Genomic DNA, 25,321 nt, shown 5'->3' with positions numbered 1-25,321 from the left:
GAACACTGCGTTTTTCCCTTACGCGGAAACCCCTAATTGAGTTATCGCTAAAACAACATCTTCAAATCGTCATTAAATGCCGCTTATCAGGCGGCTCAAATCAGCCGACTACCCATCAATATCGTAGCGTAGCCCTTGCTGCGCCCGAGCAATCGCTGCACGACAAAATTGCGCAACTTCAGCAGCGGGACGCAACACCCCCTGCTCCTTGCGCGCAATAAACCGCGCCAACTCAGGGAACTGGGCGGGGTCACTGGCACGAATCGTCGCTTGCATTGCGGTATCCATCACACCAGGATCGAGCACAATGGCCAGAATTGGGTACTTGGCGGTGCTTTGTTCTAGTGCCAATACCGCCATAAAGTGATCAACACCAGCTTTGCTGGCGCAATAACTGGCCCACGCGGCAATTGGGCGCAGCGCTGCACCCGATGAAATTTGGGCCAGTACTTTGCGTGCAGGATGTTGCGCAAATGTGACAACAAACTCATGAAGCAGCAGAAGCGGGTGACTAAAATTAAGCTGCAATGCAGCCATCAATTCATCCTGCCCCATTTGTGTCACTGGTTTGATCGGCAAAATAGTGGCTGCATTGTTAATCAAAACAATCTCCTGCCAATCTGCTTGGGCCAACTGCTGCAAAAGATTGGTATAGGCCGAAAAATCATTCCCAACAAGGTCAAGCTCAATATGCCCCTCCCCTGTACCACTACGGGAAAACTCATATACAACCCAGCCCGCCGTTCGATATTGCTCGGCCAGAGCCAATCCCAAACCACGTGAACCACCAATAATCAGCGCCAGCTTCATCATCGATTTCCATAAAAAAACCCGCTGATCTCAGCGGGTTTGGTTTTAAGCTATAAGGTAATTAGGCTACGAACGCAGCCAAGGCCAAATCCAAGCGTGCCAGTGCGGTAGTGATTTCTTCATCACTAATCACTAGCGATGGTGCAAAGCGCACGACATTGGTACCCGCCATCAACACCATCAAGCCTTGTGCTGCTGCTGCGTTAAGCACGTCTTTAGCACGATCTTTGTATTGATCGGCCAATACGCACCCCATCAGCAAGCCCATGCCACGCACTTCTTTGAAGACGCCGTACTTGGCATTGAGCGCCTCAACACCGGCCTTGATCTGTTGATGCTTGGCACGCACACCTGCCAACACCTCAGGGGTATTGATCACATCCAGCACGGCACCGGCCACTGCGCAGCCCAAAGGATTGCCGCCGTAAGTCGTGCCGTGAGTGCCCGCGACCAAGTGCTTGGCAATATCCGCGGTGGTCAGCATCGCACCAATCGGGAAACCACCACCCAAACTTTTTGCGCTGCTCAGAATATCCGGTACGACGCCATATTCTTGATAGGCAAACAGTGAGCCCGTACGGCCCATACCGGTTTGCACTTCATCAAAAATCAAAAATGCATTGTGTTTGTCACACAGCTCGCGCACGCCTTGCAGGAAGGCTGGATCGGCTGGCAAAACACCGCCCTCACCTTGAATCGGCTCAACCACCACGCAGGCGGTATTGTCGTTAATCAGCGCTTTGAGGCTATCGAGATTATTGTATTCAAAGTACTCAATACCCTGTGGTTTCGGGCCAAAACCATCGGAATATTTCGGCTGGCCACCAACGGTCACAGTAAAGAAGGTACGACCGTGGAAACTATTCAAGGTTGAGAGCACTTGATGCTTTTGCTCACCAAAGCGCTCAATCGCCGCACGGCGCGCCAATTTAAGCGCCGCTTCGTTCGCCTCAGCGCCTGAATTGCAGAAAAATACTTTGTCGGCAAACGTCGCTTCCACCAGTTTTTTCGCCAAAGCCAATGCTGGCTCGTTGGTAAACACGTTCGAGACATGCCACAGTTTATTGGCTTGCTCGGTCAGCGCGTTCACCAGCACCGGGTGGCAGTGCCCCAAAGAGTTCACCGCAATACCGCCAGCCAGATCGATGTATTCTTTATCGTTCTGATCCCAAACTCGGCTACCCGCACCACGCACCGGTACAAACGCCGCAGGCGCGTAATTAGGAACCATGTATTGATCAAAATCGGAACGGGTCAAAGACATTTGTTTATCCTTATTTTTCAGTCGGCGGGTTCAAAGACAGCGCCATATTAGCAGTTTTGTTTGCTCGGCGACGAGCACCGAACAGAAACGCATTGTTCATCACAAAGAACAATTGCTATGTAATTAGTTGCAGATATTAATTAAAATTAATCACAAAATAATCAGGTATATACAGCTAGGCCAATTGAGTGAACGCCTCGATGCAGATACCTAGTGAAACTAGTCTTTCGATAGTTTTTCCCAAGGTTTGGGGGGAGCAGCAGGGATTTGTGGCGAACGCGCTAGCAGCATCAATAAACCGCATAAAATCAATAGCAAGGGGATTTGCACCGCGCGGGAAAATGCGAAATATTGCTGCAAAAACGTGCTAACCCCACCCGCAATCAACATCGGGCCAATCACCACGGTCGATTTATTCAAGCCCTCTAACCACAACACGGCAGAGCCGGCAAACACCAATGCCAAAATCACAATCCAGTTAACGCTAGGTACAATATCCAAGCGGTGCAATAACCAACCCGCACCAATCACAATCAATGCGATCGGCAGCCAAATACCGCCTTGTTTTCGATCACTCATCACAGACCCCACGCAAACTAGCAGTAGTTACAGCACAACACTTACTAGTCGCATAACCAAATGAATAAATGGCGACATGATTGAACTTAGCAAACCAGGCACCAAAACCAGTGCAATCAGGATAAAAATGCCATAAGGCTCAATTTGCGACACAAGCCGAGCTAAGTCGCGTGGCAATAGCGACACCAAAATTCGTCCACCATCCAGCGGCGGGATTGGCAACAAATTCAGCACCATCAGCACAACATTGATCTGTATCCCGGCTTGCGCCATCAATGCCAGCGGCAGTTGAAAGCTGTTCCCATCAAGTGCCCCCATCGCAAAGCGCAGTACTAAGGCCCACAGTAAGGCCATTGCCAAATTAGCCAATGGGCCAGCGGCAGCCACCCAGCGCATATCGCGCTTGGGGTTGCGCAGAGCGTTAAAGTTGACTGGCACTGGTTTGGCGTAGCCAAATAAAAAACCGCCGGGTAACAAAACACAAATCAGTGGCAACACTACTGTCCCGATTGGATCAATATGCTTGAGCGGATTAAAGGTCATACGGCCCATTAAAAATGCCGTCGGATCACCAAAGCGCTTGGCTGCATAGGCGTGCGCGGCTTCATGCGCGGTAATCGCAAACAGCACTGGCAAAGCCCACACTGCAATATTCTGGATTAGGTTAAGTTCCATCACATCCTTTAAACCAATAGGTATACAGCCAGGGGCATTGATCAGCAAGACCCACAGTCATATACATCAAGAAATTACAAGCCAAATGGTGTTAGTGGGCCTTTGCCTTCGCGCAGCACTACCGGATAGTCATCCGATAAGTCCACCACCGTCGTCGGTTCGGTACCACAATAACCACCTTCGATCACCAAATCGACTTCGCGCTCAAGGCGATCACGAATCTCCCACGCATCGGTCATTGGGTATTCTTCGCCGGGCAACAGCAAGGTGGTCGATAACATTGGTTCACCCAATTCTTCTAGCAAGGCCAAGGCCACTGGATGATCCGGTACACGCAGGCCAACGGTTTGCTTTTTAGGGTGCCACACTCGACGCGGCACTTCTTTAGTCGCTTGCAAAATAAAGGTGTAGCTACCCGGCGTGGCGGCTTTAAGCATCCGAAACGTGCGGTTATCTACTTTGGCGTAGCTACCCAATTGAGACAAATCGCTACAGGCCAAAGTGAAATGATGCTTGTCATCAAGTTGGCGGATGCGGCGAATACGCTCTAAGCCATCTTTATTATCCAGCGAACAACCCAGTGCATAGCAAGAATCGGTTGGGTACACCACCAAGCCACCGCCACGAATAATGTCAGCGGCTTGTTTAACCAGTCGCGCTTGCGGCGTTTCGGCGTGAATTGAAAAAAACTGTGACATATTTGATCGCTATTGGTTTATGCGGCTCGCGCCGTCATCAGTTGCAAATTTAACTAGGCCGCCAAGGGCTGCAAATCCGGCGCCCAACGCGTCCAGACTGGTGCGCAGCCAATTGGCAAATCGGCATTCATCCCCGGTTCGCGTGCACCTTCACCGGTGGCGTGATAATCGGTACCACTTGAGCATAGATAGCCAAACTCTTTAGCCAAGTGATTAAAACGCCCGACATCCGCATGGCCGTGACTGCCAGAAACGACTTCAATCGCTTCACCGCCCAAGCGTTTAAACTCGGTAAGCAGCACGCGCATGGTTTCGTTACCCATATCATAGCGCCCCGGATGCGCCAGCACCGCCACACCACCTGCCCCGCGTATCCAATCAATGGCCTCGTGCAAGCGTGCCCATTCGTGCTCAACAAAACCGGGTTTGCCGCGCACCATGAATTTTTTAAATACCGATTTCATATCTTTGCAGCGACCGGTTTCAATCAAAAACCGCGCGAAGTGCGAGCGACTAATCATTTCAGGGTTATCAGCGTGGCGGCGCGCGCCTTCCAGAATACCTTCAATACCCAGCTTTTCCAAAGCTGCCGCCATCCGCTCGGCACGTTCAGCACGGCCAGAGCGGACATGTGCCAAACCGGCCAGCAAGGCGTCATTATTGGCATCAAAACCCAAGCCGACGACGTGCAAAGTATGCTTGCCCCAGCTCACTGAAATCTCGACGCCGTTGATAAACTGCATCCCCAACTCGTCGGCGGTCGCTTTGGCCAACGCCAAGCCGCGCGTATCGTCGTGATCAGTTAAGGCGAACAACTGGCAACCCCGGGCATGGGCTTTGCGCACCACTTCGTCGGGGGGCAATAAGCCATCCGAGATATTTGAATGGCAATGCAAATCAACGGGCGTCATGCTGATCCTGTGTTAATTGCTGCCGATCACGTCGATCAAAAATCACTTTCATCACCAGCACGGCTCCCGCCAAAATCAAAGTAATGGTATTGGCCAGATAGACAGGCGCAGAGCCGACTAACAGCCCATACCCTAGCCACATGGCAACGCCAGTGACAAAAATACTATACATGCCCAGCGAAATATCCTTGGCCGATTTGCTTTTCCACACTTGCCATACCTGCGGCACAAACGAGATGGTGGTCAAAGTGCCAGCTAGCAAGCCGAGGATCTCAATCGCAGCCGGGCTCATGCGGGGAATACGCCGGTCGACAAATAACGATCGCCACGATCACATACGATGCTCACAATCACCGCATTTTCTAACGTGCTCGATAAATGCAGCGCCGCAGCTAAGGCGCCACCTGATGAAATACCAGCAAAAATACCCTCTTCACGCGCAAGGCGACGCGTCATCTCTTCGGCCTCAGGCTGCCCTACTTCAAGCACTTGATCAATCAGCGAAAAATCGCATATTTGCGGCACATATTCGGCAGGCCATTTGCGAATACCGGGAATTTGCGCTCCATCGCAAGGCTGCACCCCAACAATTTGAATCGCAGGGTTTTGTTCTTTTAAATAACGGCGCGTACCCATAATGGTACCGGTGGTGCCCATACTCGACACAAAATGCGTAATCGTACCAGCGGTATCAAGCCAGATTTCTGGACCGGTGGTTTCATAATGCGCGAGCGGATTATCCGGATTGGCAAACTGATCCAGAATCAAGCCCTGCCCAGCAGCAGCCATGGCCTGCGCCTGATCCCGCGCGGCCTCCATGCCCTCGGTCAAAATCACCTCGGCGCCGTAAGCCTTCATGGTTTGGATGCGCTCAATACTGGAGTTTTTGGGCAACAACAGCACCATGCGATAACCCATCATCGCCGCCGCCATCGCCAGCGCAATGCCGGTATTACCACTGGTGGCTTCAATCAACGTATCGCCCGGCTTGATCGTACCGCGCTTTTCGGCGTGGGTAATCATCGACAGTGCGGGGCGATCTTTGACCGAGCCCGCCGGATTATTGCCTTCGAGTTTGAGCAAAATGGTATTTGAGGTGTTGCCCGGTAAGCGCTTTAGCTTAACCAGTGGGGTGTTTCCGACGAAATCTTCTAAATATTTATACATGCAACGGTAACTCCATGGATGCGAGCAATTATACGCAAGCCCATGCAGTTCGGTTTATTTGTTACGCAAGATTTTCGCCACGGCCAGCAGCACGCTTACCATTTTCAATACCCTGGCCACTTTGCCTAAGCCAGGATGAATTTTGCCTAAATTTTCTGCTAACTTGCCTAGCACACCCCACGAGGCAATACCCCCCATAAATGAGCTAGCCATGGTGAGTGGTCGGCGCGATTGTAGTAATTGGGTTTCTAGCTGCAGTCGGTGTAATTGCGAGCGATACACCAGCTGCATTTTCTTTTGCTCGCGGGTCTGACTAGCCATGATTTTCCTCTTTGGCAGACTCTGGCGGAGTAAAGGCGGCCTCGATCAGCTTACGATCTTGGGCAAATTCTTCACTGGTCAGCGGAAAAGGATCGGCAGTTAACTCCATCAATTGCTTTACTTTCCACCAAGCGGCCAAACCTAATAGCAAAAACACGAGCGCCACGAGACTACACACCACAATGCGGTAAGCCCAGAAACCAAACAAGATGGTCAGACCAAAAAAACTCAGCGCCATCACCAGCGAAAATGCTGCGACCATCGCCAAACCGACCATGACGGCAACGCGGTCAAGCTCGTCGCGCAACTCCAGCCCAAACAAAGCAAAGCGGGCAGCAATCAAGCCGCCCACTGCTTCACGCAAAGTACGTCCTACCGCCATTAGCGCCGCGCCACCAGAAAGCCGATCAACAGACCCACAGCAGCACCGATACCCACCGCCTGCCAAGGATGATTGTGAACATATTCGTCTGTTTGTTTCGCGGCTACTTTGGCTTTCTCAATCGCATTGCCTTCCAGCTCAAGCAAACGATGCTTAGCGTTGCGCAGATTGTCAGCGATTTTGGCATACAGCAGTTTAGCCTCGTCACCTTGCGCATTGGCCGCTGCTTCCAATAATTGTGCGGTTTCTTTCAGCGCATCTTTGGTTTCATCAATCAATACAGAATCAATTTGCGTCGTCATACACTCGCTCCTTGCACATTAGTTTGCCACGATTCGTTTACATCGAGCGGCTTACGCCTTACGAAGCAAAACAGGAAATTCATCCTATCAAACACACCGACACTTGCACAGTAAATACTTAACAGGGCCAGAAATAATTCAGCCCAGCAGCACTTAGCAGTGCCGCTGGGCCGTACATCAACGCCCTGCCGAATTAGCGCTTAGAACGTTTTGCAAAAATCTTTCATATACGCAGTAAATTCAGGACCCACTTCATGGTGTTTTAAGCCCAGCTCAACCGTGGCCTTCAAAAAGCCGATCTTGCTACCGCAATCGTAGCGAGTGCCTTCGAGCTTATGCGCCAGAATGTGCTGCTCTTGCATCAGAGCAAAGATACCGTCAGTAAGCTGAATCTCGCCCCCTTTGCCCGGCTGCACATTTTGCAGATGATGGAAGACACGTGGTGTCAAAATGTAACGCCCCACTACCGCCAAGTTAGATGGCGCTTCTTCTGGCTTTGGTTTTTCAACGATATTGCCTACGCGCAGACGACCCGCGTTTTCGCTCACTTCGACAATGCCGTAGCTGCCGGTTTCTTCATGCGCAACTTCTTCCACGCCCAGCACCGAGCAATGCGTGTCGCCAAACACATCAACCATGCGTTTCATTTCCGAAACGCCATGACCATCGATCAAGTCATCGGCCAAAATCACCGCAAATGGCTCATCACCAACGACAGGCTTAGCGCACAATACCGCATGACCCAGACCCAAGGCTTCAGGCTGACGGATGTAAATGCAAGTGACTGATTTTGGAATAATGCCGCGCAATACTTCGAGCAACTTGGTCTTTTGCTTGGCTTCCAGATCGGCTTCTAGCTCACCGGCTTTGTCAAAATGGTCTTCAATACTGCGCTTGTGACGCCCCGTGATAAAGATCATTTCAGTAATGCCAGCAGCCAAGGCTTCTTCTACTGCGTATTGAATCAGTGGTTTATCCACTACCGACATCATTTCTTTTGGGCTAGCTTTGGTAGCAGGCAGAAAACGAGTGCCCATCCCTGCAACGGGGAACACGGCTTTACGGATTTTTTGCATGGTATTTCCTTGAAGAGATGAGTAGTCAGTCAATAGGCCTAAGCGCAATGCCGCACCCATGACCTGATCAGCTTGTTTTAAATTAAGCTCATCAGGCCACTGTGAGACGGCAGAACGCCCCAAACCGAGTGCATCGGCTAGGCGAGCTTGACTGCCAAATAAACGGAGGGCCTCAGACTTTCGCATACCTTGCATGTTCAATTAAATAAACAGTCATGTCAATAGCCGTCATAAAAACTTAATTGTTTAATTTTTTAAACACCATTCAACAAAGCATGCAAAGCAGCTTCGTCCAAAATCGCCACCCCCAAGGCTTGCGCCTTGTCGAGCTTACTCCCTGCCGCTTCGCCAGCCAGCAAATAATCGGTTTTTTTCGACACACTACCCGACACCTTGCCGCCATGCGCCTCGATCAGTGCCTTAGCCTCATCACGGCTAAGCGTGGGTAGCGTGCCGGTAATCACCAGCGTTTTGCCAACCAAAGCGCCGTCGACGGGTTTAGCTTCAATCGCGGGCCAGCTCACCCCAACTTCTAGCAGCGCAGCAATCACTTCGCGATTATGCGGCTCGGCAAAAAACTCAAGAATCGATTGCGTCACAATCGGACCGACATCATTCACGGACTGCAAATCTTCTGCGCTCGCGGCTTGCAGCGCTTCCAAGCTAGTGAAATGCTGCGCCAAATCGCGGGCGGTTGCCTCACCGACATTACGTATGCCCAGCGCAAAAATAAAGCGCGCCAGCGTGGTGGTTTTGCTCACCTCAATTGCCGCCAGCAAATTGGTCGCCGATTTTTCGGCCATGCGCTCCAAACCTGCCAACTGACTCAGGTTCAGTCGATACAAATCAGCCGGAGTTTTAACCAACTCAGCGTCGACCAGTTGCTCAATTAGCTTATCCCCCAAGCCTTCTATGTCCATCATCCGGCGACCAGCAAAATGCTTGAGCGCCTCTTTGCGCTGCGCCGAGCAAAACAGCCCACCCGTGCAGCGTACGCGCGCCTCTTCCGGCTCACGCACGGTTTTGCTACCACAGACTGGGCACACCGGATGTAAATCGAGAATGCGGTATGGTGGATACTGCGGCACTTCTGCTGGCGTAAACAAATCCGCACTAGGCTGACTCATCATCGGGCGGCGCTCCAATACCACCGACACCACCTCGGGAATTACATCGCCAGCACGCCGCACGATTACCGTGTCACCCACGCGCACATCTTTACGATCGATCTCATCTTGATTATGCAAGGTTGCATTCGTGACGGTAACGCCACCGACAAATACTGGCGCCAAGCGCGCGACCGGGGTCAGTGAGCCAGTGCGCCCCACCTGAATATCAATCGCCTCAACCGTGGTTAATGCCTCTTGCGCTGGATATTTATGCGCCACCGCCCAGCGTGGTTCACGCGTACGGAAGCCCAACTGTCGCTGCAAAGCAATTGAATTAACCTTGTAAACCACGCCATCAATATCAAACGGCAATTCATCCCGCAGCGCCGCAACCTTGGCGTGAAATTCGGCTAATCCAGCTCCGCCCTGCACTACTGCGCGTACGTCGCAGACCGGAAAGCCAAACTCCGCCAGCGCATCCAGAATACCGGCATGGGTATCAGGCTGCACATCCCAGCCAGCAACGTCACCAAGCCCATACCCATAAAAGGAAAGCGGGCGCTGCGCCGCGATATTCGGATCAAGCTGCCGCACCGCACCCGCTGCGGTATTACGCGGATTGACAAAGGTTTTTTCGCCGGCAGCCAGCTGCTTTTCATTGAGCTGCGCAAAATCATCGCGCCGCATATACACCTCACCGCGCACCTCCAGCAAGGCGGGCGCAACCCCCTTGAGCCGCAGTGGAATCTGCCCAATGGTGCGAATATTTTGCGTCACATCTTCACCAGTAGCGCCATCGCCTCGCGTTGCGGCTTGCACCAACACACCGTTTTCGTAGCGCAGATTGATCGCAAGACCGTCAAATTTAAGCTCGGCGGCATACTCAACCGCGGGTTCAAGCTCAAGTAAATCCAGTTCTTTGCGCACTGACGCATCAAACGCCAAAGCGCCTTGCGCGGTGACATCGGTTTCAGTACGGATCGACAGCATTGGCACCGCATGTGTCACCGGCTCAAATTGCGGCAAGGGTTTTCCGCCGACGCGCAGCGTGGGTGAATCCGGGCTTTGCAATTCGGGATGCGCCTGCTCGATGGCCTGTAACGCACGAAATAAACGATCATATTCAGCATCGGGTACCGTTGGCGCATCGAGCACATAGTATTCATGTGCATATTGGTTCAATTGTTCGCGCAATGCGGTAGCTTGCAAGGCTAAATCGGTCATCATTTTTTCCAAAAACTTGATTACAAATACAAACGCCGCTTCAAAGAAGCGGCGTTGTTAGACACCCAAGGCCTGCCTTCATTCAATCAGGCAAACAAGCGCAGTGCGGCCACCGAACCTGGCGCGATTCCACGATCATCCATGCTGGCATACAGCTCGGCCAATTGGCGACGGATATTACTCAGGCTCTGCGCATTTAGCGGTTTGCCATTATCATCGACCAGATCAAGAGCCAACGCTTGCGACAAGCTTTGAGCAAACTCGGTCAGGTAATCAAAAACGGCAATTCCGCCCGCTACGCGCGGCACGTCAAATAATAGGGTTAATCCTTTCGAGGTGGCCATCAGTGGGGTTTGATCCTGATTAGCCAACACGAATAGCGTTTTACCTGAATCACTGCGATATTGGAACGTACCATCGTTAGCCCGCACCATACCGGCATTTTCAGCATGCAAACGCACTTTTTCCATTGGAATCGGGCGCGCCCCGGCGGGAATATTCAAACCAATTAATACATCAACCGACGCACAAAACTCGTCTAATTCTCGCGCAGCGCTTAACTTGGCCGAGCGTTGTGGAAAGGTAACAACTGCCTCATGCTCATCGGCAAATTGCTGCACGCCCATACAAAACGCGTTCAATGACTCCTGAGTGATTGCGCCTTGGCGATCAGCCATTTGCATCCCCACTCGCAACTCTAGATAGCGATTACGACTGGTGGAATTCACGGTTTCCCATTGATCAAGCTGATTCAGGCCAATGATCTGTACGCGCTTGGTCGCAGGAAAAGGAGGCACTTCACTCGCAGCAATCGCCTGACCAGCATGAACTTCGGCGACAAAATCGAGAGCTGGATCGATCAAACTGGTTACCAGCACATCATCTGGCGCATCTGCAACTGCAGTCGAAATACTGGGCTCAACACTCGTCGCAACAGGCTTGGCATCTGCCATCAGGAAGCGCGGCACCTCATCCAAAACCGCCACCTCAGGGGTATGCGACTCAAGCTCAGGTTTATGTTGAGCTGGCGCAGCATACGTAGGCCGGTATGACGGCGGCAAATCCGGAATATCATCCGGCATATCTTCGTCGTAACGGATAGGTGCTGGTGCTACAGGGGGAGTGTATTTGGGTACATCGTATTCTGGCTCAGCCAAAGCTGTAAAATCTGGCGATGATTCCTGCGCCAATTCATCCAGAACTGCAACGCTAGGGGTATCAAACACAGGTTCTAAGCGCTGCTGAGTATCCGCTTTGCGGACCATATTCTTGGGGGTGTTAATCAGCACATCGTCCTGATTACGGGCAAATGCTTTGTTAGCTTGCTTTTTATAGCGATATTCTTGCCACTGGTTGTAGGCGAATACGGCGCCAACAATTGTGCCGGCGATGATTAGCGCGCCAAGTTGCGTGTCGGTCATCGTTCAATGTCTCTATTTATCTTATCAACTCAATACATTGAGTCTGTCTTATGCTGCCTTGCCATCCATAACAAGGCGCTCACGCTAAGGATACCAGAGTTGCGCCCTAGCGTGCTCACTAACGCCTTACCGAGACAGAAATTATGTATTTTGAATGACAATCTTCGGAAACTTGCTGCTGAAATCCTGCGATTTAGCGGCTACTTTAACCGCCACTTTACGCGCAATTGCTTTATAAATCGCGGCAATTTCACCATCCGGTTCGGCGACCACCGTGGGTTTACCCGCATCGACATTCAAGCGAATCGATAAATCGAGTGGCAATTGACCAATCAGCTCCGTGCCGTATTCAGCGCCCATTTTCTGGCCGCCACCCTGACCAAAAATTGGCTCGATATGACCGCAACTGCTACAAACATGCATACTCATATTCTCGACAATGCCCAAAATTGGCACGCCAACTTTCTCGAACATTTTCAAACCCTTGCGAGCGTCGAGCAGCGCAATATCCTGCGGCGTAGTCACAATCACCGCGCCAGTCACCGGCACTTTTTGCGACAAGGTCAATTGAATATCACCTGTTCCCGGCGGCAAATCGATTACAAGGTAGTCGAGATCCCCCCACAAAGTGTCATTCAGCAATTGCGTTAAAGCCTGCGTCACCATCGGGCCGCGCCACACCATTGGCTGCTCAGGGTCGATCAAAAAACCAATCGACATATTCAATACGCCGTATTTTTCGATCGGTTTGATGTATTTATTATCAATCGATTCGGGATGCTGATCAGCCACACCCATCATCGTTGGCTGGCTAGGGCCATAGATATCGGCATCGAGCAACCCCACCTTGGCACCTTCTGCCGCTAATGCAAGCGCCAAATTAGCTGAAGTCGTTGATTTACCCACCCCACCTTTGCCTGAGGCCACCGCGATAATATTTTTAATACCCTTTTGCAAGGGAATTCCACGGGCTACCGAATGCGCCACTATTTCACTACTGACCTTAACATTGACAGCGCTAACCCCCGCTACGCCAAGTAGAGCTTGCTTAACTTGCTCCTCGCGCGCAGGAAATTGGCTTTGCGCCGGGTAGCCCAACACCAGCTCAAGTGACACCACGCCACCTTCGAAACGCAGGTTTTTAACATTTTTACTGCTTAGATAATCTTTGCCTGTATCGGGGTCAATGAGGCTGGCCAGAGATTGGCGGATAGTTTCGAGTTGCATATCACTCACGGCGGTATTCCCTGTGCTGGCTACTGGGCGCTCACGCCCTAGCAATCGATCAAATAGTTTCATTAGTCAAAAGGTTTGAATTTTGTTTGCATATGGGGCTTGTAGCTTGAAATACAAGCTTAACCCCCTTTAGCAAGACTAGAATTGTTTCCCAAGCATCAGATAGCTTGTGAAGAGTTTATTGTCCCCATAAGCAACCCCCAAATACAGCGGCCCCAAATAGCTATCGTAAGCAAGATACGCTATAGCAGAACTGCGCCATTCTTTTTCATTAATGCCATTGGCCTGCTCGAAAATTCGCGCCCCCTCCAAGCCTATCCCCCAATAACTACGAGCCATGATTGAGGTTGGTTGATAGTATTGCAAAGACGCATATAAGTATCGATTGGTTAATAATTCTTGATAACGATAGCTGGATAAATTCATAAAGCCACCCAACCACCGAATATCAACAAACTCTGGCACTTCACCAGTATATTCTTGCCCTTTTAGCGTCAACAAACCCACGCCCGACCCCATTGCATGCGCAGTTTTAAACTCAGCCCCAATCCGGAAATACTGGTTAATATCGCTATCATTTTTGACTGAGCCATATGCACTTACGCTCAAAAACTCACCATCAGTTGGGAAAAAATAATTATCTAACTGATCGTAAAGCAAGCTTGCCCGAATACCAATATCTTGGGCAGAACCTTTGCTAACGACTGGTAAGCCAATACTCTCGGTAAGCCGATACTTATTGGCCACAGGACCTATACGAAATTCGCCATATTTGCTAAAGGTTGATCCAATATCGATGCCGGCGTCAAAACGATGATATTCGTAATTACCAAGCTGTTTACCAAACAACCACAGCGCCATCGGCCCCGATTTAATCGATGCATGTGGTGCCAAAAATGCCAAGCCATCCAGAAACAGCGGTTGATAAAATTCGGTCTGCAATGTTTGCGAAGAGCCCAATTTTATAATCGACTTCCACTCTGCCCCCAGTGAGTTAACCCAAGTACGGCGATACATGGCACTGATCGACCATGGGGTTGAACCTTGAAAGTCCGTTCCGAACCCCAAACCAAAACTAAGGTAGTTTGGCCCCCACGATTTCTCGATCGGTAGGATATTTAGCGTATCACTTTGCCCTGTACGATGTAGCTCATAGTCAAGCTGACTAAAGTCACCGCGCGCATAGACTTCGGCCAGATTTTCATGAAATTGCGGCAAATCCAGCTTTTCACCGGTTGTTACCTGCAATGCATTCTCAACCACAGCCGGATTCACCTGCTTAGGATCTTTGACCACTACTTCATTAATTGGGCGACTCTGCAGATGAGCATCAACACGCGCTTGTGACCATTTGGCAAATTGCTCCGCAGGCACGGCATAGCGTAACAATTGTGGCAAAGCTGACAATGCTGCGGCTTCACCGGCTTTAATCAACTCAGAGGATTTTTTGAAATCGCCCGATGATAGATTGCCTAATTGCGGTGAAATCAGCACATCACGCTCAGTCAGCGAATCAAGCTGCGGCTTGACGTTTTGCATCATCATCAAACGTGTGTACTGATCCGCCACCGAAAAAATACTATTGAGTTCGGTGCGCTTGAGAGGCTCTGATCCAACATCAATCGCAATAACAACATCTGCGCAAGTCTCACGAGCCACATCTACTGGCACATTACGCACCAAACCACCATCAACCAAGATGTGTTCTGCAGTGTTTACTGCTGGAAATACGCCAGGCACCGCCATACTAGCGCGCATTGCCGTTACTAAATCACCATCTTCAAACACCACCATTTTGCCGGTCACCAGATCGGTAGCAACAGCACGGTATTGCACTGGCAGCTCGTCAAAATGATTCACCGTGCCGGCATAGGTTAATTCACGTAAGAAAAATTCAATTTTTTGGGTACTAATCGCCGCATCGGGTAATTTGACTCCCAAATCATCAGATAAACCCAACTCTAAACCGATCATCCCCAAGGCATCGTCATTTTTTTTGCGATAAGAATTGACCTTGCGGGGCAATTTAGATGACAGCAAATCATCCCAATTGGCCTGCTCGATGCGCTGCGCCATCTCATCAGTGGTTCGTCCGGAGGCATAGGCTGCACCGACCAGAGAGCCAATACTGGTACCAACCACACAATCAATAGGAATGTGATTTTCTTCCAGCACTTTGAGCACCCCAATGTGGGCAAAACCGCGCGCGCCACCACCACCCAATACCAGGCCAATGCGTGGGCGCTTGGTACTAGCACCCACCGCAGAGGCTGCTTGCTTGAGCGATTTAGCTGCTTGCGGCGCTGCATCCTGCGCAACAGACGGTGCTACACTTGAGCCCAGCACGCCCAAGCTCAAAAGCAAAGACAGCATGTGTTGGCGAGCAATCATCAATTTACTTCCTGAAACTGTTTATTTTTTGGCAAAACGCCATCGAATCCGAGTGTAACCGACATGTATTACATTGCACACCGCGGCTGGGTCCGCAATCACCCCGAAAACACACTGGAGGCCTTTGCTGCAGCATGGGCAGCGGGTATGGATGGTTTTGAAACTGATATCCGTTGCGATCGTGATGGGGTGGCGATTTTGTTCCATGACCGCTGTGCTGCCAATGGGCTACCGGTCAACACTTTAAGTCGCGCTCAGCTCAGTGAAATTCAAGGCTATCATGTTCCGACACTCAGCGAAGCCCTGGCAACCTTTCCGACGGCATACTGGAATCTGGAACTTAAATCTGCGGATTGCCTAGATGCCACTCGCTCAGTACTAGAGGCACAAGCGCAGCCATTCAAAGGGCTAATTAGCTCGTTTCACCATCAGCTCATTTTAATTATCGCTCGTGACACTACACTGCCCTGTGCACTATTAATGGCCAATTCACCAGCGCGCACGATCAATCTATACACCATGCTCGCCTCAGTGCCGCGTCCAGTTGGCGTCGGTTTGGTTTTCGATTTCGAAGTGGCATCTGGCGAGCAAATCGCAGAGCTGACACGGCAACAAGTGCCTTGTTGGATTTATGGGCTACAACACGCGGATGAATACGCCACCGCACTGACTTGGCCTCTGGCGGGCTTGATTGCGGATCACCCCGAACAACTGCCGGGGCTAAAACCTAGAGTCGCTTGAGGCTAAAGCAACAGGGGCTCGTAGCCCCATTGCGGTTTAGTGCTTCCCAGTGCTACCAAAACCCCCTTCGCCGCGATCCGACTCGGTAAATTCGTCGACGATATTGAATGCTACCTGCACCACCGGCACGATCACCAATTGCGCAATGCGCTCGAGCGGTTGAATCGTAAAACTGGCATTGCCGCGATTCCAAACCGACACAAACAGTTGGCCTTGATAATCCGAATCAATTAGCCCCACGAGATTTCCAAGCACAATCCCGTGTTTATGACCCAAACCCGACCGCGGCAAAATCATCGCTGCCAAGGTTGGGTCTTCCAAATGAATCGCCATGCCGGTCGGCACCAGCGTCGTGGCGCCTGGCGCCAGCTCGATCGGTGCATCGAGACAGGCACGCAAATCCAAACCAGCTGCACCCGGCGTCGCGTAGGCTGGCAAATTGTCTTTCAAGCGTGCATCGAGGATTTTTACGTCCATAGTTTTTTTAGTCATTGTCTATTCCTTATGGGTATATCTTTTAAGGCCTTTTCAAGCATTACCTATACAGTAATACATAGGCAGGTATTAATCAGTTTTTACGCTAGGGTACAGGCGTGCAATATGCGCCATCAATTTGCGCGCAATATCGATTTTCGGTGCGCTATGCAGCCGCGTTTCGCCGTGATCGTCGAGCAGCACCACTTCATTGGTGTCTGCGCCAAAGGCGTTTTGCACCAAGTTGGCCACCAATAACGGCAGCTTTTTGCGCAGACGTTTGGCTTCGGCATATTCGAGCAGGTTTTCCGACTCGGCAGCAAAACCAACACAGAACGGCGGATTCGGGCGCGATGACACACCGGCCAGAATATCGGGATTCGGCGCGAGTTCCAGTGTCAGAATATGCGCGTCTTTTTTGATCTTCTGCTCGGATGGATTGAGCACATAATAATCGGCGACTGCCGCGACGCCGATGAAAATATCGCTAGCAGCCACTTCGGCTTCCACCGCAGCCAGCATTTGCTGCGCCGATTGCACATTAATCCGGCGCGCGCCAATCGGCGTAGCCAACGCGGTTTCGCCCGACACCAACACCACTTCAGCACCGGCTTCATACGCCGCGCGAGCAATCGCGTAGCCCATTTTGCCGCTGCTGGTATTGGTAATGCCACGCACCGCGTCAATACGCTCGAAAGTCGGACCCGCTGTAATCAAGACCCGTTTGCCTTTGAGCAATTTAGGCTGTAAAGCGGCTTCGAGGTGGTCAAACAATTCTTCCGCTTCCAGCATACGGCCATCACCGACTTCGCCACAGGCTTGCTCGCCATTGCCGGGGCCAAAAATCGCCACGCCATCGCTCTTTAATTGCGAAATATTGCGCTGATTAGGTGGGTTTTCCCACATCTGGCGATTCATCGCGGGCGCGAGCATCAGTGGGCAATCCCGCGCTGCCACCAAGGTCGACAACAAATCATCGCACTGCCCGTGCGCCACTTTAGCGATAAAATCAGCCGATGCAGGCGCCACCAGCACCGCCGCCGCACCGCGGGTTAAATCAATATGCGGCATATTATTGGGTCGGCGCGCATCCCATTGATCGGTGTAAACAATATTGCCGCTCAGTGCCTGAAAGGTCACTGTGCCAACAAAATGAGTCGCAGCCTCACTCATCACCACATGCACGTCATAACCGGCCTTAACCAATAGCCGGGTTAGTTCGGCCGATTTATACGCCGCCACACCGCCGGTAATGCCCAGCACGATTTTTTTCTGATTGATAGGGCTCACTACAGGCTCGCCTCTGCTAGAAAGAATGGTCAGTAGTTTACCGAATTTTTGCTCATGACAATTACAGAATGGCCTAGCGACGAGCGTCCGCGCGAAAAATTACTTAATAATGGTGCCGCCAGCCTGTCGGATGCCGAATTGCTGGCAATTTTTTTGCGTGTTGGCGTTACGGGCAAATCAGCGGTTGATCTGGCGCGCGAATTACTCGCTCACTTCGGCTCGCTCGAAGCGCTGTTTCAAGCTGCTTTGCATGATTTTGACGCCATCAATGGCATTGGCGTGGCCAAATATGCTCAGCTGAAAGCGGTGTTGGAAATGAGTCGCCGTGCGCTGTCCGAGCAATTAAAAGTAAGAGATTCATTTGAAAACCCCACTGCGGTGCGTGATTTTTTGCGGCTGCGCTTGCGGGGAATACGCCATGAAGAATTTCACGCCTTATTTCTCGACACCGGCTATCGGCTGATCGCCGCCGAAACCTTATTTAAAGGCACGCTAAACGAAACCCGTGTTTACCCACGCGAGCTGGCCAAGCATGCGATTACGCACAATGCAGCAGCCATCATCGTGGCGCATAACCATCCCAGCGGCAGTGCCGAGCCTTCTAGTGCGGATATTCTACTCACTCGCCAATTGCAGCACGGGTTGGAATTACTCGACATCAAATTGCTCGATCATTTTATCGTTGCCGCTCATCAGATCGTGTCGCTAGCGGAACTGGGTCACCTGTAAAAGCCATCATTCAGGCCGATAACTTCAGCATGCTTTGCATGCGAGCCCCCCCATCCGCGCATGCCCACCAGTCGAGGTGCAACATGCGCATCAACGAATCCGCTCTTACGCTAAGCGCGCAGCGCAGCTTCTACCGTGAACAAACCGAAACCCTCTCTGTGCGCTATGAAGCCCCGCGGCCAGCCCCTATGCGCAATGATGATTCGGTGAATATTTCAAGTGCAGCTCGCCTGATTGAAGACCAGGAAACTGCGCTGAACAATGACCCGCGCATCAAACTAATCAAAAGTCTACTCGAAGCCATACTGGGCAGAGAAATAAAACTAGGGTATTCATCTAAAGACAAAACAGAGCAAAGCCTTGATACAAATACCCCACAAGCAACTCAACTTGAAGGGGGTATTGAACTGCAATATCACGCCAGTGAGCACGAAAGTGAACAAACTCAGTTTAATGCCAACGGCGTGATCAAAACCGCCGATGGTCGCGAAATCAGCTTTAGCGCCGAGCTAAATTTAAGTCGCAGCTTTAGCCAGAATATCGATATCAACATCGCCACCGGTAGCGCTGCTCGCCCCAAAAAAGACCCCTTAGTCATCAATTACGATGCCCCTGCTGCCACATTATCCGACAAAACCTTCCAATTTGATCTTGATGCTGATGGCAAAAAAGACACCATCCACCAGCTCAATCGTGGCAGCGCTTATCTGGCGCTCGATCAAAATGCAGACGGCAAAATTACCAGTGGAAACGAATTGTTTGGCGCACATAGCGGCAATGGTTTTGCTGATTTAGCGCGTCACGATCATGATGGTAATGGGTGGATTGATGAAGCGGACCAAGTCTATGCCGATTTAAAATTGTGGTTGAAAGACGCTAGCGGGCAAGATCAGCTTAAAACACTGCAGGAGATGAAAATTGGCGCGATTTATCTCGGTTATGCACGCGGTGATTTTGATTTGAACAATAGCCAAAACCAGAATTATGGCCAGATTCGTAGCTCGGGTTTATTTGCCTATGAAAACGGACAAATTGGCAGCGTGCAACAACTCGACCTCAGCGTTTAAGCCTTATCCATTACAGTTCTAGCTAATTTCGACCGATACAGGATAGCCCCAGTATTCATCTGCCATGTCGTGCTTCAAGATGACTGTTATGTAAGTTGCACACCCACGGTGCCCAACTTACCTGCATTTTCAATTCCCCTGAACATTTCTTCGGAAAAGCACACCATGAAATTTGCATCATACACTTTGATTGCCGCAGCAATTCTTGGCCTTTCAGCTTGCAAACAACAAACACCTGCAGGCACAGAAGCGGCCAGCGCGCCAGTTGCCGATACCAGCGCTAGCGGCGATACCGTTAAAATTGGTTTGGCTGCGCCATTGACCGGCAATATTGCTCACTTGGGCAAAGATGTTGAATACGGCGCACAAATGGCAATTGAAGAAGTCAACGCCGAAGGCGGTTTAGACGTTGATGGTGCAAAAAAGAAAGTCGTATTGGTATCTGAAGACGACCAAGCCGATCCGAAAAATGCGACTACTGTGGCTCAGCGCTTTGTTGATCAAAAAATCGCTGGCGTGATTGGCCATTTAACTTCGGGTACTAGCATTCCGGCGTCAAAAATCTACTCGGATGCAGGTATCCCACAGATTTCCCCATCAGCGACTGCCCTTGCCTACACCGCACAAGGCTTTAAAACCACCTTCCGCCTCACGGCCAACGATGGCCAACAAGGCTTGGTGCTGGCGCAATACGCTGTAGCTAAACTGAACGCAAAAAAAATCGCGATTATTGATGATCGCACCGCGTATGGCCAAGGTTTAGCGGACGAATTCGAAAAAGCAGCCAAAGCGGCTGGCGCTGAAATTGTGAAGCGCGAATTCACCACCAACCAAGAAACTGACTTTAACGCCATCCTAACCAATATCAAAGGCGCCAAGCCCGATCTGATTTTCTACGGCGGTATGGATGCGCAGTCTGCCCCGCTGAAAAAACAAAGCAAAAAACTGGGCCTCACAGCCGTTGTGATGGGCGCAGATGGTACGAAATCACCTGAATTCCTGAAATTGGCCGGTGTTGATGCAGAAGGCACTTTTGGCTCTTCAGCAGGCCAGTCAGTTGATCAAATGCCAGGTGGCAAAGAATTTAAAGAAAAATTCAAAACCAAATTTGGTGTAGATGTTCAAGTCTATGCACCATATAGCTATGACGCAACTAAGCTGATGCTGTCTGCAATGAAACAAGCTGGCTCTGCCAACCCAGCTAAATACTTGCCGGTTTTGAGCAAAATTCAACACCAAGGTTTAACTGGCCCGATCGCATTTGACGAAAAAGGCGACGTAAAAAATGCCGCAGTCGGTGTTTACTCGGTAAAAAATGGCCAGTGGGAATTGGCTGAAATGGTCGGTGGCGCTAAATAATTACCCGCTGCATCGTAAAAAAAGGAAGCTTCGGCTTCCTTTTTTTTTGCATATTGATGAGCCGCTTCATTTGAGTTGCAAAAACACGACAATCAGAACCTACACCAAACAGCGATTTGCAGCAGCAGCACCTGCTTATGTGCTTTAGCTACTTGCACATTGCCAAGCAAGCGAATCTGCGGCTTGAGCATCAACTTGGCCAAGCAAAACACTCGTTTTAAACTGTGTTGCTACAAATGAAGGCAAACTGTTGCGGTGCAGCTACAGGATTCTACCTATTCAGACTTGTGCATTGCGAGGTGGATATTTGTCACTTCTAATGTGAATTGCTGTTTTGCCAGCGACCGTTAGGATAAGTATTTGTTGGAAACACAAAACAACATCGCACCACCACACACTCTGGGGAAATATCACATGACTATCGCACGTTACACCCTGATTACTGCGGCCATTCTGGCCATGACGGCCTGCGGCAAACAAGAACCCGCCGCCAGCACCGAACAAGCAAGTGCTGCTCCGGCAGCTAAAGTAGAAGCTGCACCAGCTGGTGATGTAATCAAGATTGGCCATGCAGCCCCGCTGACTGGCAATATTGCCCACTTGGGTAAAGACAATGAAAATGGCGTAAAAATGGCCATTGACGAGATCAACGAAGCGGGTGGTGTTGATATCGGCGGCAAAAAAATGAAACTTGAAATGGTCTCAGAAGACGACCAAGCCGATCCGAAAACCGCTACGACGGTCGCACAGCGCTTTGTGGATCAAAAAGTAGCTGGCGTGATTGGCCACTTGAACTCTGGCACTACGATTCCAGCCTCTAAAATCTATTCCGATGCAGGTATCGCGCAAATTTCTCCATCTGCTACTGCAGTTACCTACACCGCACAAGGCTTTAAAACAGCCTTCCGCGTAATGGCGAACGATGCACAGCAAGGTAAAGTACTCGGCGAATACGCTGTGAAATTGGGCGCGAAAAAAGTCGCGATCATTGACGACCGTACTGCGTACGGCCAAGGCTTGGCGGATGAATTCGAAAAAGCGGCTAAAGCAGCTGGCGCTGAAGTGGTACGCCGTGAATTCACGACCAACCAAGAAACTGACTTCAATGCAATTCTGACCACCATCAAAGGCAGCAAGCCTGATCTGATTTTCTACGGCGGTATGGATGCACAAGCTGCACCACTGAAAAAACAAGCTAAGAAATTGGGTATCAACGCGAAAGTGATGGGCGGTGACGGTACACAAACCCCTGAATTTATTAAGCTAGCGGGTTCTGATGCTGAAGGCATGATCTCTTCATCACCAGGCATGCCAAAAGAAAAAATGGCGGGTGGCCAAGCTTTCTTGGATAAATTCAAAGCTAAATTTGGTACTGAAGTTCAGCTTTACGCGCCATACTGCTACGACGCTGTAAAAGTGATGGTTGCGGCCATGCAAAAAGCAGGCTCGGCAGATCCAGCCAAATACCTGCCAGAATTGGCTAAAACCGACTACCAAGGCGCAACTGGCGCAATCACTTTTGATGAAAAAGGTGATATCAAAAATGGTGCGATCGCCATTTACACGGTAAAAGGTGGCAAGTGGGAAACACTGGAAGTGGTGGGTGGTGTAGCGCCTAAATAATCAGACTCAATCTGATCCCAAAAGGAGGCTTCGGCCTCCTTTTTTACTGGATTTTTAGCATGATCTTAAAAAGTGAAATGGTCAGCTTTTTCGCCAAACCCCTACTGGCCAGCGCATTGCTAACCACAATCAGCTGCCTTAATTACGGTTTGCTTTGGACATTTCTGGCGGCTTTTTTGCTGACATTCTGGCTTCTAATTAAATTAGTCCAATGTATATTTGGTAAAGCCAAATGGCGTATCGTATTGGGAACCACACTAATCTGGGGTATTGGGTTCGGCTCCGCGATTACCGTCCATCATTTCCGAGCAGAAGCCCGCCGAGCCGAAGCTGAAATAATTGTGCATCAGATCAAAACATTCAAGCAACAGCAGCAACATTATCCAGATAAATTGTCCGATCTCGGACTAAATGCCGCTCAGCTACGCGATGATTATGGCATCCGTTATCTGGCAAATCTGCCGCCTCACCTGATCTACATGGATAGCAAAATACCTTTCGCAGTGTATGACTATGATTTCAACACCGGCCGCTGGCAGCATTTTCAAGATTGAAAGTTCCGCTCAATAAAAAAAGCCATCCGAAGATGGCTTTTTTTATTGCTTCGTGCGATTTATTTGTTCACACGAGACTCTTCGTTACGCGCACGCTCGTCCAGATTAATCGGTTCTTTATCCCACAGCAAAGCACGACCTTCAACTTGGCCTTTCGCCACTTCAGGGTTTTCTTGCAGGAATTTTTCCATGAATTTGGTGTAATCCGATACGTAATTACGATCTACCATCTCAATATCCTTTTCTTCTAATTCAGTGAATTGCCGCTATTATAAGCGATCAAACGGTTATCTGGGTCAGCAAAATACCATGTCATGTATTACCACACAAACCAAACCAATCATGACCTACGACGATATACCCCAATAGATATAATCAATATCCCATTCTGATTCCGTAACTGCGATAAAACCATGCCGCTGATAAAACCGATTTGAATCGCTCTCTCGTAACGCTACTAACCGGATAGGCCTGCTAGGGCATTGCTGCTGGATATGAGTTAACACAGCACTACCGATGCCCTGCCCTTGCCACTGTGGCAGCAGATATAAATGATCCAGCGCATAGCCCTGCTCTTCTTCGCGCAGCGCATAAAAGCCAACCACTTGATTGGCCACGAGGATTTTCCGGCTTGCAATGGGCTCAAAATTGGCGCGCAATCGCTGGCGAGCTCGCTCGGGATCAAACCGGCCAATGCGCTCCAAGCTTTCGCGCATCGCGGCGATACGAATGGCGAGTAGTTCTTCAAAATCAGCTTCGTATACACTCGCCAGCGACCACATTAGCCTTCCATCGCCTCGCGCAGCACTTCAATAAAGCGCGCATTCTCGTGAGGCAGGCCAATCGACACGCGCAGGCTGTTGGCCATACCGTAGCCCGCGAGCGGTCGCACGATCACACCGCGTTCGAGCATAAACTGATTGAGTAGTTTCGCATCGCCACAATGGAAAGTGACAAAATTGCCGTAGCTTTCAATAAAGCTTAAGCCCAGCTCTTGCAACGCCTCGGTAATTTGCTTCATACCAGCAGCGTTGACTTCTACCGATTGCTTTAAAAACTCCAAATCATCAAGCGCCGCAACGGCGGCCGCTTGCGCAAGGCTATTCACATTAAACGGCTGGCGGATGCGGTTCAGGATGTCCGCCACCTCTGGATTCGCCAGCGCAAAGCCGACACGCAAACCTGCTAGACCATAAGCCTTGCTGAACGTGCGCACGACGATTAGATTTGCAAATTGCTTCAACCAGCCGATTGAATCGCTGCGTTTTTCGCGCGGCAAAAATTCTGTGTAGGCCTCATCCAACACGACTAAAACGTTTTTCGGGCACAGTTCCAGAAACTCGATCAAATCGCCTGGGCGTGCCAGCGTGCCGGTTGGGTTATTCGGGTTGGCGATCCAGACGATTTTGGTATCAGGGCGAATCGCCGCACGCATCGCATCCAGATCGTGGCCGAAATCAACAGCTTTAACGCAGATATTGGTCGCACCGACGGCTTGGGTTGCCAAGGGATACACGGCAAAGGCGTATTCAGAAAATACCGCTGAATCGCCTTCACGCAAAAACGCATGTGCGATCAGCTCCAGAATATCGTTGGAGCCGTTGCCCAATACAATTTGATCCAGATTCACAGCAAAACGCTCGGCGATTTTGGCTTTTAAATCGAAACCGTTCCCATCGGGGTAACGCGCCAATTCTGCCAGTTCGCGCTCCACCGCCGCACGCGCTTTGGGCCCCATGCCGAGCGGGTTTTCATTCGATGCCAGTTTGACGATTTTGGCTGGATCAAGATTCATTTCACGCGCCAGCTCGGAAACCGGTTTGCCCGGTTGATACGGCGCAATGGCGCGAATGTATTCAGGGGCCAGTGAAGCAAGTGACATCGACTTTCCTTTTCAAACGTTCAAAACAATCAAATT

General features: G+C 50.5%; 27 protein-coding genes. 6 read left to right on the top strand and 21 right to left on the bottom strand.

Annotated features, from left to right (window positions below):
* Window positions 1–108: 108 nt before the first annotated feature.
* The 16 genes from HZU75_RS15050 to HZU75_RS14975 form a co-directional block, all read right to left on the bottom strand.
* On the bottom strand, window positions 109–813 hold the full coding sequence (locus HZU75_RS15050; protein ID WP_180306805.1) for an SDR family NAD(P)-dependent oxidoreductase: 705 nt from the start codon (window positions 811–813) through the stop codon (window positions 109–111).
* A gap of 58 nt (window positions 814–871) precedes the next feature.
* On the bottom strand, window positions 872–2,074 hold the full coding sequence (locus HZU75_RS15045; RefSeq protein WP_180306804.1) for an aspartate aminotransferase family protein: 1,203 nt from the start codon (window positions 2,072–2,074) through the stop codon (window positions 872–874).
* A gap of 219 nt (window positions 2,075–2,293) precedes the next feature.
* Entirely contained in the window at window positions 2,294–2,653 is a 360-nt protein-coding gene (locus tag HZU75_RS15040; RefSeq protein WP_180306803.1) for a hypothetical protein, read from the bottom strand.
* A 27-nt stretch (window positions 2,654–2,680) separates the two neighbouring features.
* On the bottom strand, window positions 2,681–3,328 hold the full coding sequence (locus HZU75_RS15035; RefSeq protein WP_180306802.1) for a site-2 protease family protein: 648 nt from the start codon (window positions 3,326–3,328) through the stop codon (window positions 2,681–2,683).
* Between the two features lie 74 nt (window positions 3,329–3,402).
* Window positions 3,403–4,026 carry an L-threonylcarbamoyladenylate synthase gene (locus tag HZU75_RS15030; protein WP_180306801.1) on the bottom strand — a complete coding sequence of 208 codons (624 nt, stop codon included), beginning with the start codon at window positions 4,024–4,026 and terminating at the stop codon, window positions 3,403–3,405.
* Between the two features lie 53 nt (window positions 4,027–4,079).
* On the bottom strand, window positions 4,080–4,937 hold the full coding sequence (locus HZU75_RS15025; protein WP_180306800.1) for a 3',5'-nucleoside bisphosphate phosphatase: 858 nt from the start codon (window positions 4,935–4,937) through the stop codon (window positions 4,080–4,082).
* Entirely contained in the window at window positions 4,924–5,229 is a 306-nt protein-coding gene (locus tag HZU75_RS15020; RefSeq protein ID WP_180306799.1) for a SemiSWEET transporter, read from the bottom strand. Before HZU75_RS15020 ends, HZU75_RS15025 begins: the two co-directional genes overlap by 14 nt.
* Window positions 5,226–6,104, bottom strand: coding sequence for a cysteine synthase CysM (cysM, locus tag HZU75_RS15015; protein WP_180306798.1), 879 nt, complete (start codon window positions 6,102–6,104; stop codon window positions 5,226–5,228). Before cysM ends, HZU75_RS15020 begins: the two co-directional genes overlap by 4 nt.
* A gap of 54 nt (window positions 6,105–6,158) precedes the next feature.
* A complete protein-coding gene (locus HZU75_RS15010; protein ID WP_180306797.1) occupies window positions 6,159–6,425 on the bottom strand; it encodes a hypothetical protein in 267 nt (88 codons plus the stop codon).
* Window positions 6,418–6,807, bottom strand: coding sequence for a phage holin family protein (locus tag HZU75_RS15005; protein WP_180306796.1), 390 nt, complete (start codon window positions 6,805–6,807; stop codon window positions 6,418–6,420). The genes HZU75_RS15010 and HZU75_RS15005 overlap by 8 nt, the downstream gene beginning before the upstream one ends.
* On the bottom strand, window positions 6,807–7,109 hold the full coding sequence (locus HZU75_RS15000) for an ElaB/YgaM/YqjD family protein (RefSeq protein ID WP_180306795.1): 303 nt from the start codon (window positions 7,107–7,109) through the stop codon (window positions 6,807–6,809). The genes HZU75_RS15005 and HZU75_RS15000 overlap by 1 nt, the downstream gene beginning before the upstream one ends.
* 200 nt (window positions 7,110–7,309) lie before the next feature.
* Window positions 7,310–8,185, bottom strand: a complete 876-nt coding sequence (gene galU, locus HZU75_RS14995; RefSeq protein ID WP_180308863.1) for a UTP--glucose-1-phosphate uridylyltransferase GalU — start codon at window positions 8,183–8,185, stop codon at window positions 7,310–7,312.
* 254 nt (window positions 8,186–8,439) lie between these two features.
* The gene (ligA, locus tag HZU75_RS14990; protein ID WP_228028281.1) at window positions 8,440–10,518 is read right to left on the bottom strand and encodes an NAD-dependent DNA ligase LigA; all 2,079 of its coding nucleotides are present in this window, start codon (window positions 10,516–10,518) and stop codon (window positions 8,440–8,442) included.
* An 86-nt stretch (window positions 10,519–10,604) separates the two neighbouring features.
* Window positions 10,605–11,939 (bottom strand): cell division protein ZipA C-terminal FtsZ-binding domain-containing protein, encoded by a 1,335-nt coding sequence (locus HZU75_RS14985; RefSeq protein WP_180306793.1) that lies wholly within the window; start codon window positions 11,937–11,939, stop codon window positions 10,605–10,607.
* Window positions 11,940–12,080: 141 nt separating this feature from the next.
* Entirely contained in the window at window positions 12,081–13,166 is a 1,086-nt protein-coding gene (gene apbC, locus HZU75_RS14980; RefSeq protein WP_180308862.1) for an iron-sulfur cluster carrier protein ApbC, read from the bottom strand.
* A 147-nt stretch (window positions 13,167–13,313) separates the two neighbouring features.
* A complete protein-coding gene (locus HZU75_RS14975) occupies window positions 13,314–15,566 on the bottom strand; it encodes a patatin-like phospholipase family protein (protein ID WP_180306792.1) in 2,253 nt (750 codons plus the stop codon).
* A 63-nt stretch (window positions 15,567–15,629) separates the two neighbouring features.
* On the opposite strand from HZU75_RS14975, the gene HZU75_RS14970 reads away from it, so the two are divergent.
* Window positions 15,630–16,307, top strand: a complete 678-nt coding sequence (locus tag HZU75_RS14970) for a glycerophosphodiester phosphodiesterase (protein ID WP_180306791.1) — start codon at window positions 15,630–15,632, stop codon at window positions 16,305–16,307.
* Window positions 16,308–16,343: 36 nt separating this feature from the next.
* Here HZU75_RS14970 and dut read toward each other — a convergent pair whose 3' ends face one another.
* Window positions 16,344–16,799, bottom strand: coding sequence for a dUTP diphosphatase (gene dut, locus HZU75_RS14965; RefSeq protein ID WP_228028094.1), 456 nt, complete (start codon window positions 16,797–16,799; stop codon window positions 16,344–16,346).
* A gap of 72 nt (window positions 16,800–16,871) precedes the next feature.
* On the bottom strand, window positions 16,872–18,062 hold the full coding sequence (gene coaBC / locus HZU75_RS14960; protein WP_180308860.1) for a bifunctional phosphopantothenoylcysteine decarboxylase/phosphopantothenate--cysteine ligase CoaBC: 1,191 nt from the start codon (window positions 18,060–18,062) through the stop codon (window positions 16,872–16,874).
* A gap of 63 nt (window positions 18,063–18,125) precedes the next feature.
* Between coaBC and radC the strand changes: the two genes are divergently transcribed.
* From radC to HZU75_RS14935, 5 genes are all read left to right on the top strand, one after another.
* Complete coding sequence (gene radC / locus HZU75_RS14955; protein WP_180306790.1) at window positions 18,126–18,800, top strand: RadC family protein; 675 nt, start codon at window positions 18,126–18,128, stop codon at window positions 18,798–18,800.
* A gap of 83 nt (window positions 18,801–18,883) precedes the next feature.
* Entirely contained in the window at window positions 18,884–19,867 is a 984-nt protein-coding gene (locus tag HZU75_RS14950; protein WP_180306789.1) for an SPM autocatalytic domain-containing protein, read from the top strand.
* A 165-nt stretch (window positions 19,868–20,032) separates the two neighbouring features.
* Window positions 20,033–21,226, top strand: a complete 1,194-nt coding sequence (locus tag HZU75_RS14945; RefSeq protein WP_180306788.1) for a branched-chain amino acid ABC transporter substrate-binding protein — start codon at window positions 20,033–20,035, stop codon at window positions 21,224–21,226.
* Window positions 21,227–21,640: 414 nt separating this feature from the next.
* Window positions 21,641–22,849, top strand: a complete 1,209-nt coding sequence (locus tag HZU75_RS14940; protein ID WP_180306787.1) for a branched-chain amino acid ABC transporter substrate-binding protein — start codon at window positions 21,641–21,643, stop codon at window positions 22,847–22,849.
* Between the two features lie 59 nt (window positions 22,850–22,908).
* Window positions 22,909–23,403, top strand: coding sequence for a hypothetical protein (locus HZU75_RS14935; protein ID WP_180306786.1), 495 nt, complete (start codon window positions 22,909–22,911; stop codon window positions 23,401–23,403).
* Between the two features lie 59 nt (window positions 23,404–23,462).
* On the opposite strand, the gene HZU75_RS14930 is transcribed toward HZU75_RS14935, so the two are convergent.
* The 3 genes from HZU75_RS14930 to hisC form a co-directional block, all read right to left on the bottom strand.
* Entirely contained in the window at window positions 23,463–23,633 is a 171-nt protein-coding gene (locus tag HZU75_RS14930) for a DUF3460 family protein (protein WP_180306785.1), read from the bottom strand.
* Window positions 23,634–23,750: 117 nt separating this feature from the next.
* Window positions 23,751–24,185: a GNAT family N-acetyltransferase gene (locus HZU75_RS14925; RefSeq protein WP_180306784.1), complete on the bottom strand. Its 435-nt coding sequence runs from the start codon at window positions 24,183–24,185 to the stop codon at window positions 23,751–23,753.
* Window positions 24,185–25,285: a histidinol-phosphate transaminase gene (hisC, locus tag HZU75_RS14920; protein WP_180306783.1), complete on the bottom strand. Its 1,101-nt coding sequence runs from the start codon at window positions 25,283–25,285 to the stop codon at window positions 24,185–24,187. Before hisC ends, HZU75_RS14925 begins: the two co-directional genes overlap by 1 nt.
* Window positions 25,286–25,321: the final 36 nt, after the last annotated feature.

Origin of the sequence: Chitinibacter fontanus, assembly GCF_013423785.1 — a bacterium.
GTDB lineage: Bacteria > Pseudomonadota > Gammaproteobacteria > Burkholderiales > Chitinibacteraceae > Chitinibacter > Chitinibacter fontanus.
Note: the sequence above shows the minus strand (reverse complement) of the source record. Positions and strands in the feature narration are given on the sequence as shown.

Excerpts from the sequence above, each read along its gene's own strand:
- HZU75_RS15050 (WP_180306805.1), bottom strand. The coding sequence starts at position 813 with ATGATGAAGCTGGCGCTGATTATTGGTGGTTCACGTGGTTTGGGATTG.
- HZU75_RS15045 (WP_180306804.1), bottom strand. The coding sequence starts at position 2,074 with ATGTCTTTGACCCGTTCCGATTTTGATCAATACATGGTTCCTAATTAC.
- HZU75_RS15040 (WP_180306803.1), bottom strand. The coding sequence starts at position 2,653 with ATGAGTGATCGAAAACAAGGCGGTATTTGGCTGCCGATCGCATTGATT.
- HZU75_RS15035 (WP_180306802.1), bottom strand. The coding sequence starts at position 3,328 with ATGGAACTTAACCTAATCCAGAATATTGCAGTGTGGGCTTTGCCAGTG.
- HZU75_RS15030 (WP_180306801.1), bottom strand. The coding sequence starts at position 4,026 with ATGTCACAGTTTTTTTCAATTCACGCCGAAACGCCGCAAGCGCGACTG.
- HZU75_RS15025 (WP_180306800.1), bottom strand. The coding sequence starts at position 4,937 with ATGACGCCCGTTGATTTGCATTGCCATTCAAATATCTCGGATGGCTTA.
- HZU75_RS15020 (WP_180306799.1), bottom strand. The coding sequence starts at position 5,229 with ATGAGCCCGGCTGCGATTGAGATCCTCGGCTTGCTAGCTGGCACTTTG.
- cysM (WP_180306798.1), bottom strand. The coding sequence starts at position 6,104 with ATGTATAAATATTTAGAAGATTTCGTCGGAAACACCCCACTGGTTAAG.
- HZU75_RS15010 (WP_180306797.1), bottom strand. The coding sequence starts at position 6,425 with ATGGCTAGTCAGACCCGCGAGCAAAAGAAAATGCAGCTGGTGTATCGC.
- HZU75_RS15005 (WP_180306796.1), bottom strand. The coding sequence starts at position 6,807 with ATGGCGGTAGGACGTACTTTGCGTGAAGCAGTGGGCGGCTTGATTGCT.
- HZU75_RS15000 (WP_180306795.1), bottom strand. The coding sequence starts at position 7,109 with ATGACGACGCAAATTGATTCTGTATTGATTGATGAAACCAAAGATGCG.
- galU (WP_180308863.1), bottom strand. The coding sequence starts at position 8,185 with ATGCAAAAAATCCGTAAAGCCGTGTTCCCCGTTGCAGGGATGGGCACT.
- ligA (WP_228028281.1), bottom strand. The coding sequence starts at position 10,518 with ATGACCGATTTAGCCTTGCAAGCTACCGCATTGCGCGAACAATTGAAC.
- HZU75_RS14985 (WP_180306793.1), bottom strand. The coding sequence starts at position 11,939 with ATGACCGACACGCAACTTGGCGCGCTAATCATCGCCGGCACAATTGTT.
- apbC (WP_180308862.1), bottom strand. The coding sequence starts at position 13,166 with ATGCAACTCGAAACTATCCGCCAATCTCTGGCCAGCCTCATTGACCCC.
- HZU75_RS14975 (WP_180306792.1), bottom strand. The coding sequence starts at position 15,566 with ATGATTGCTCGCCAACACATGCTGTCTTTGCTTTTGAGCTTGGGCGTG.
- HZU75_RS14970 (WP_180306791.1), top strand. The coding sequence starts at position 15,630 with ATGTATTACATTGCACACCGCGGCTGGGTCCGCAATCACCCCGAAAAC.
- dut (WP_228028094.1), bottom strand. The coding sequence starts at position 16,799 with ATGACTAAAAAAACTATGGACGTAAAAATCCTCGATGCACGCTTGAAA.
- radC (WP_180306790.1), top strand. The coding sequence starts at position 18,126 with ATGACAATTACAGAATGGCCTAGCGACGAGCGTCCGCGCGAAAAATTA.
- HZU75_RS14950 (WP_180306789.1), top strand. The coding sequence starts at position 18,884 with ATGCGCATCAACGAATCCGCTCTTACGCTAAGCGCGCAGCGCAGCTTC.
- HZU75_RS14945 (WP_180306788.1), top strand. The coding sequence starts at position 20,033 with ATGAAATTTGCATCATACACTTTGATTGCCGCAGCAATTCTTGGCCTT.
- HZU75_RS14940 (WP_180306787.1), top strand. The coding sequence starts at position 21,641 with ATGACTATCGCACGTTACACCCTGATTACTGCGGCCATTCTGGCCATG.
- HZU75_RS14935 (WP_180306786.1), top strand. The coding sequence starts at position 22,909 with ATGATCTTAAAAAGTGAAATGGTCAGCTTTTTCGCCAAACCCCTACTG.
- HZU75_RS14930 (WP_180306785.1), bottom strand. The coding sequence starts at position 23,633 with ATGGTAGATCGTAATTACGTATCGGATTACACCAAATTCATGGAAAAA.
- HZU75_RS14925 (WP_180306784.1), bottom strand. The coding sequence starts at position 24,185 with ATGTGGTCGCTGGCGAGTGTATACGAAGCTGATTTTGAAGAACTACTC.
- hisC (WP_180306783.1), bottom strand. The coding sequence starts at position 25,285 with ATGTCACTTGCTTCACTGGCCCCTGAATACATTCGCGCCATTGCGCCG.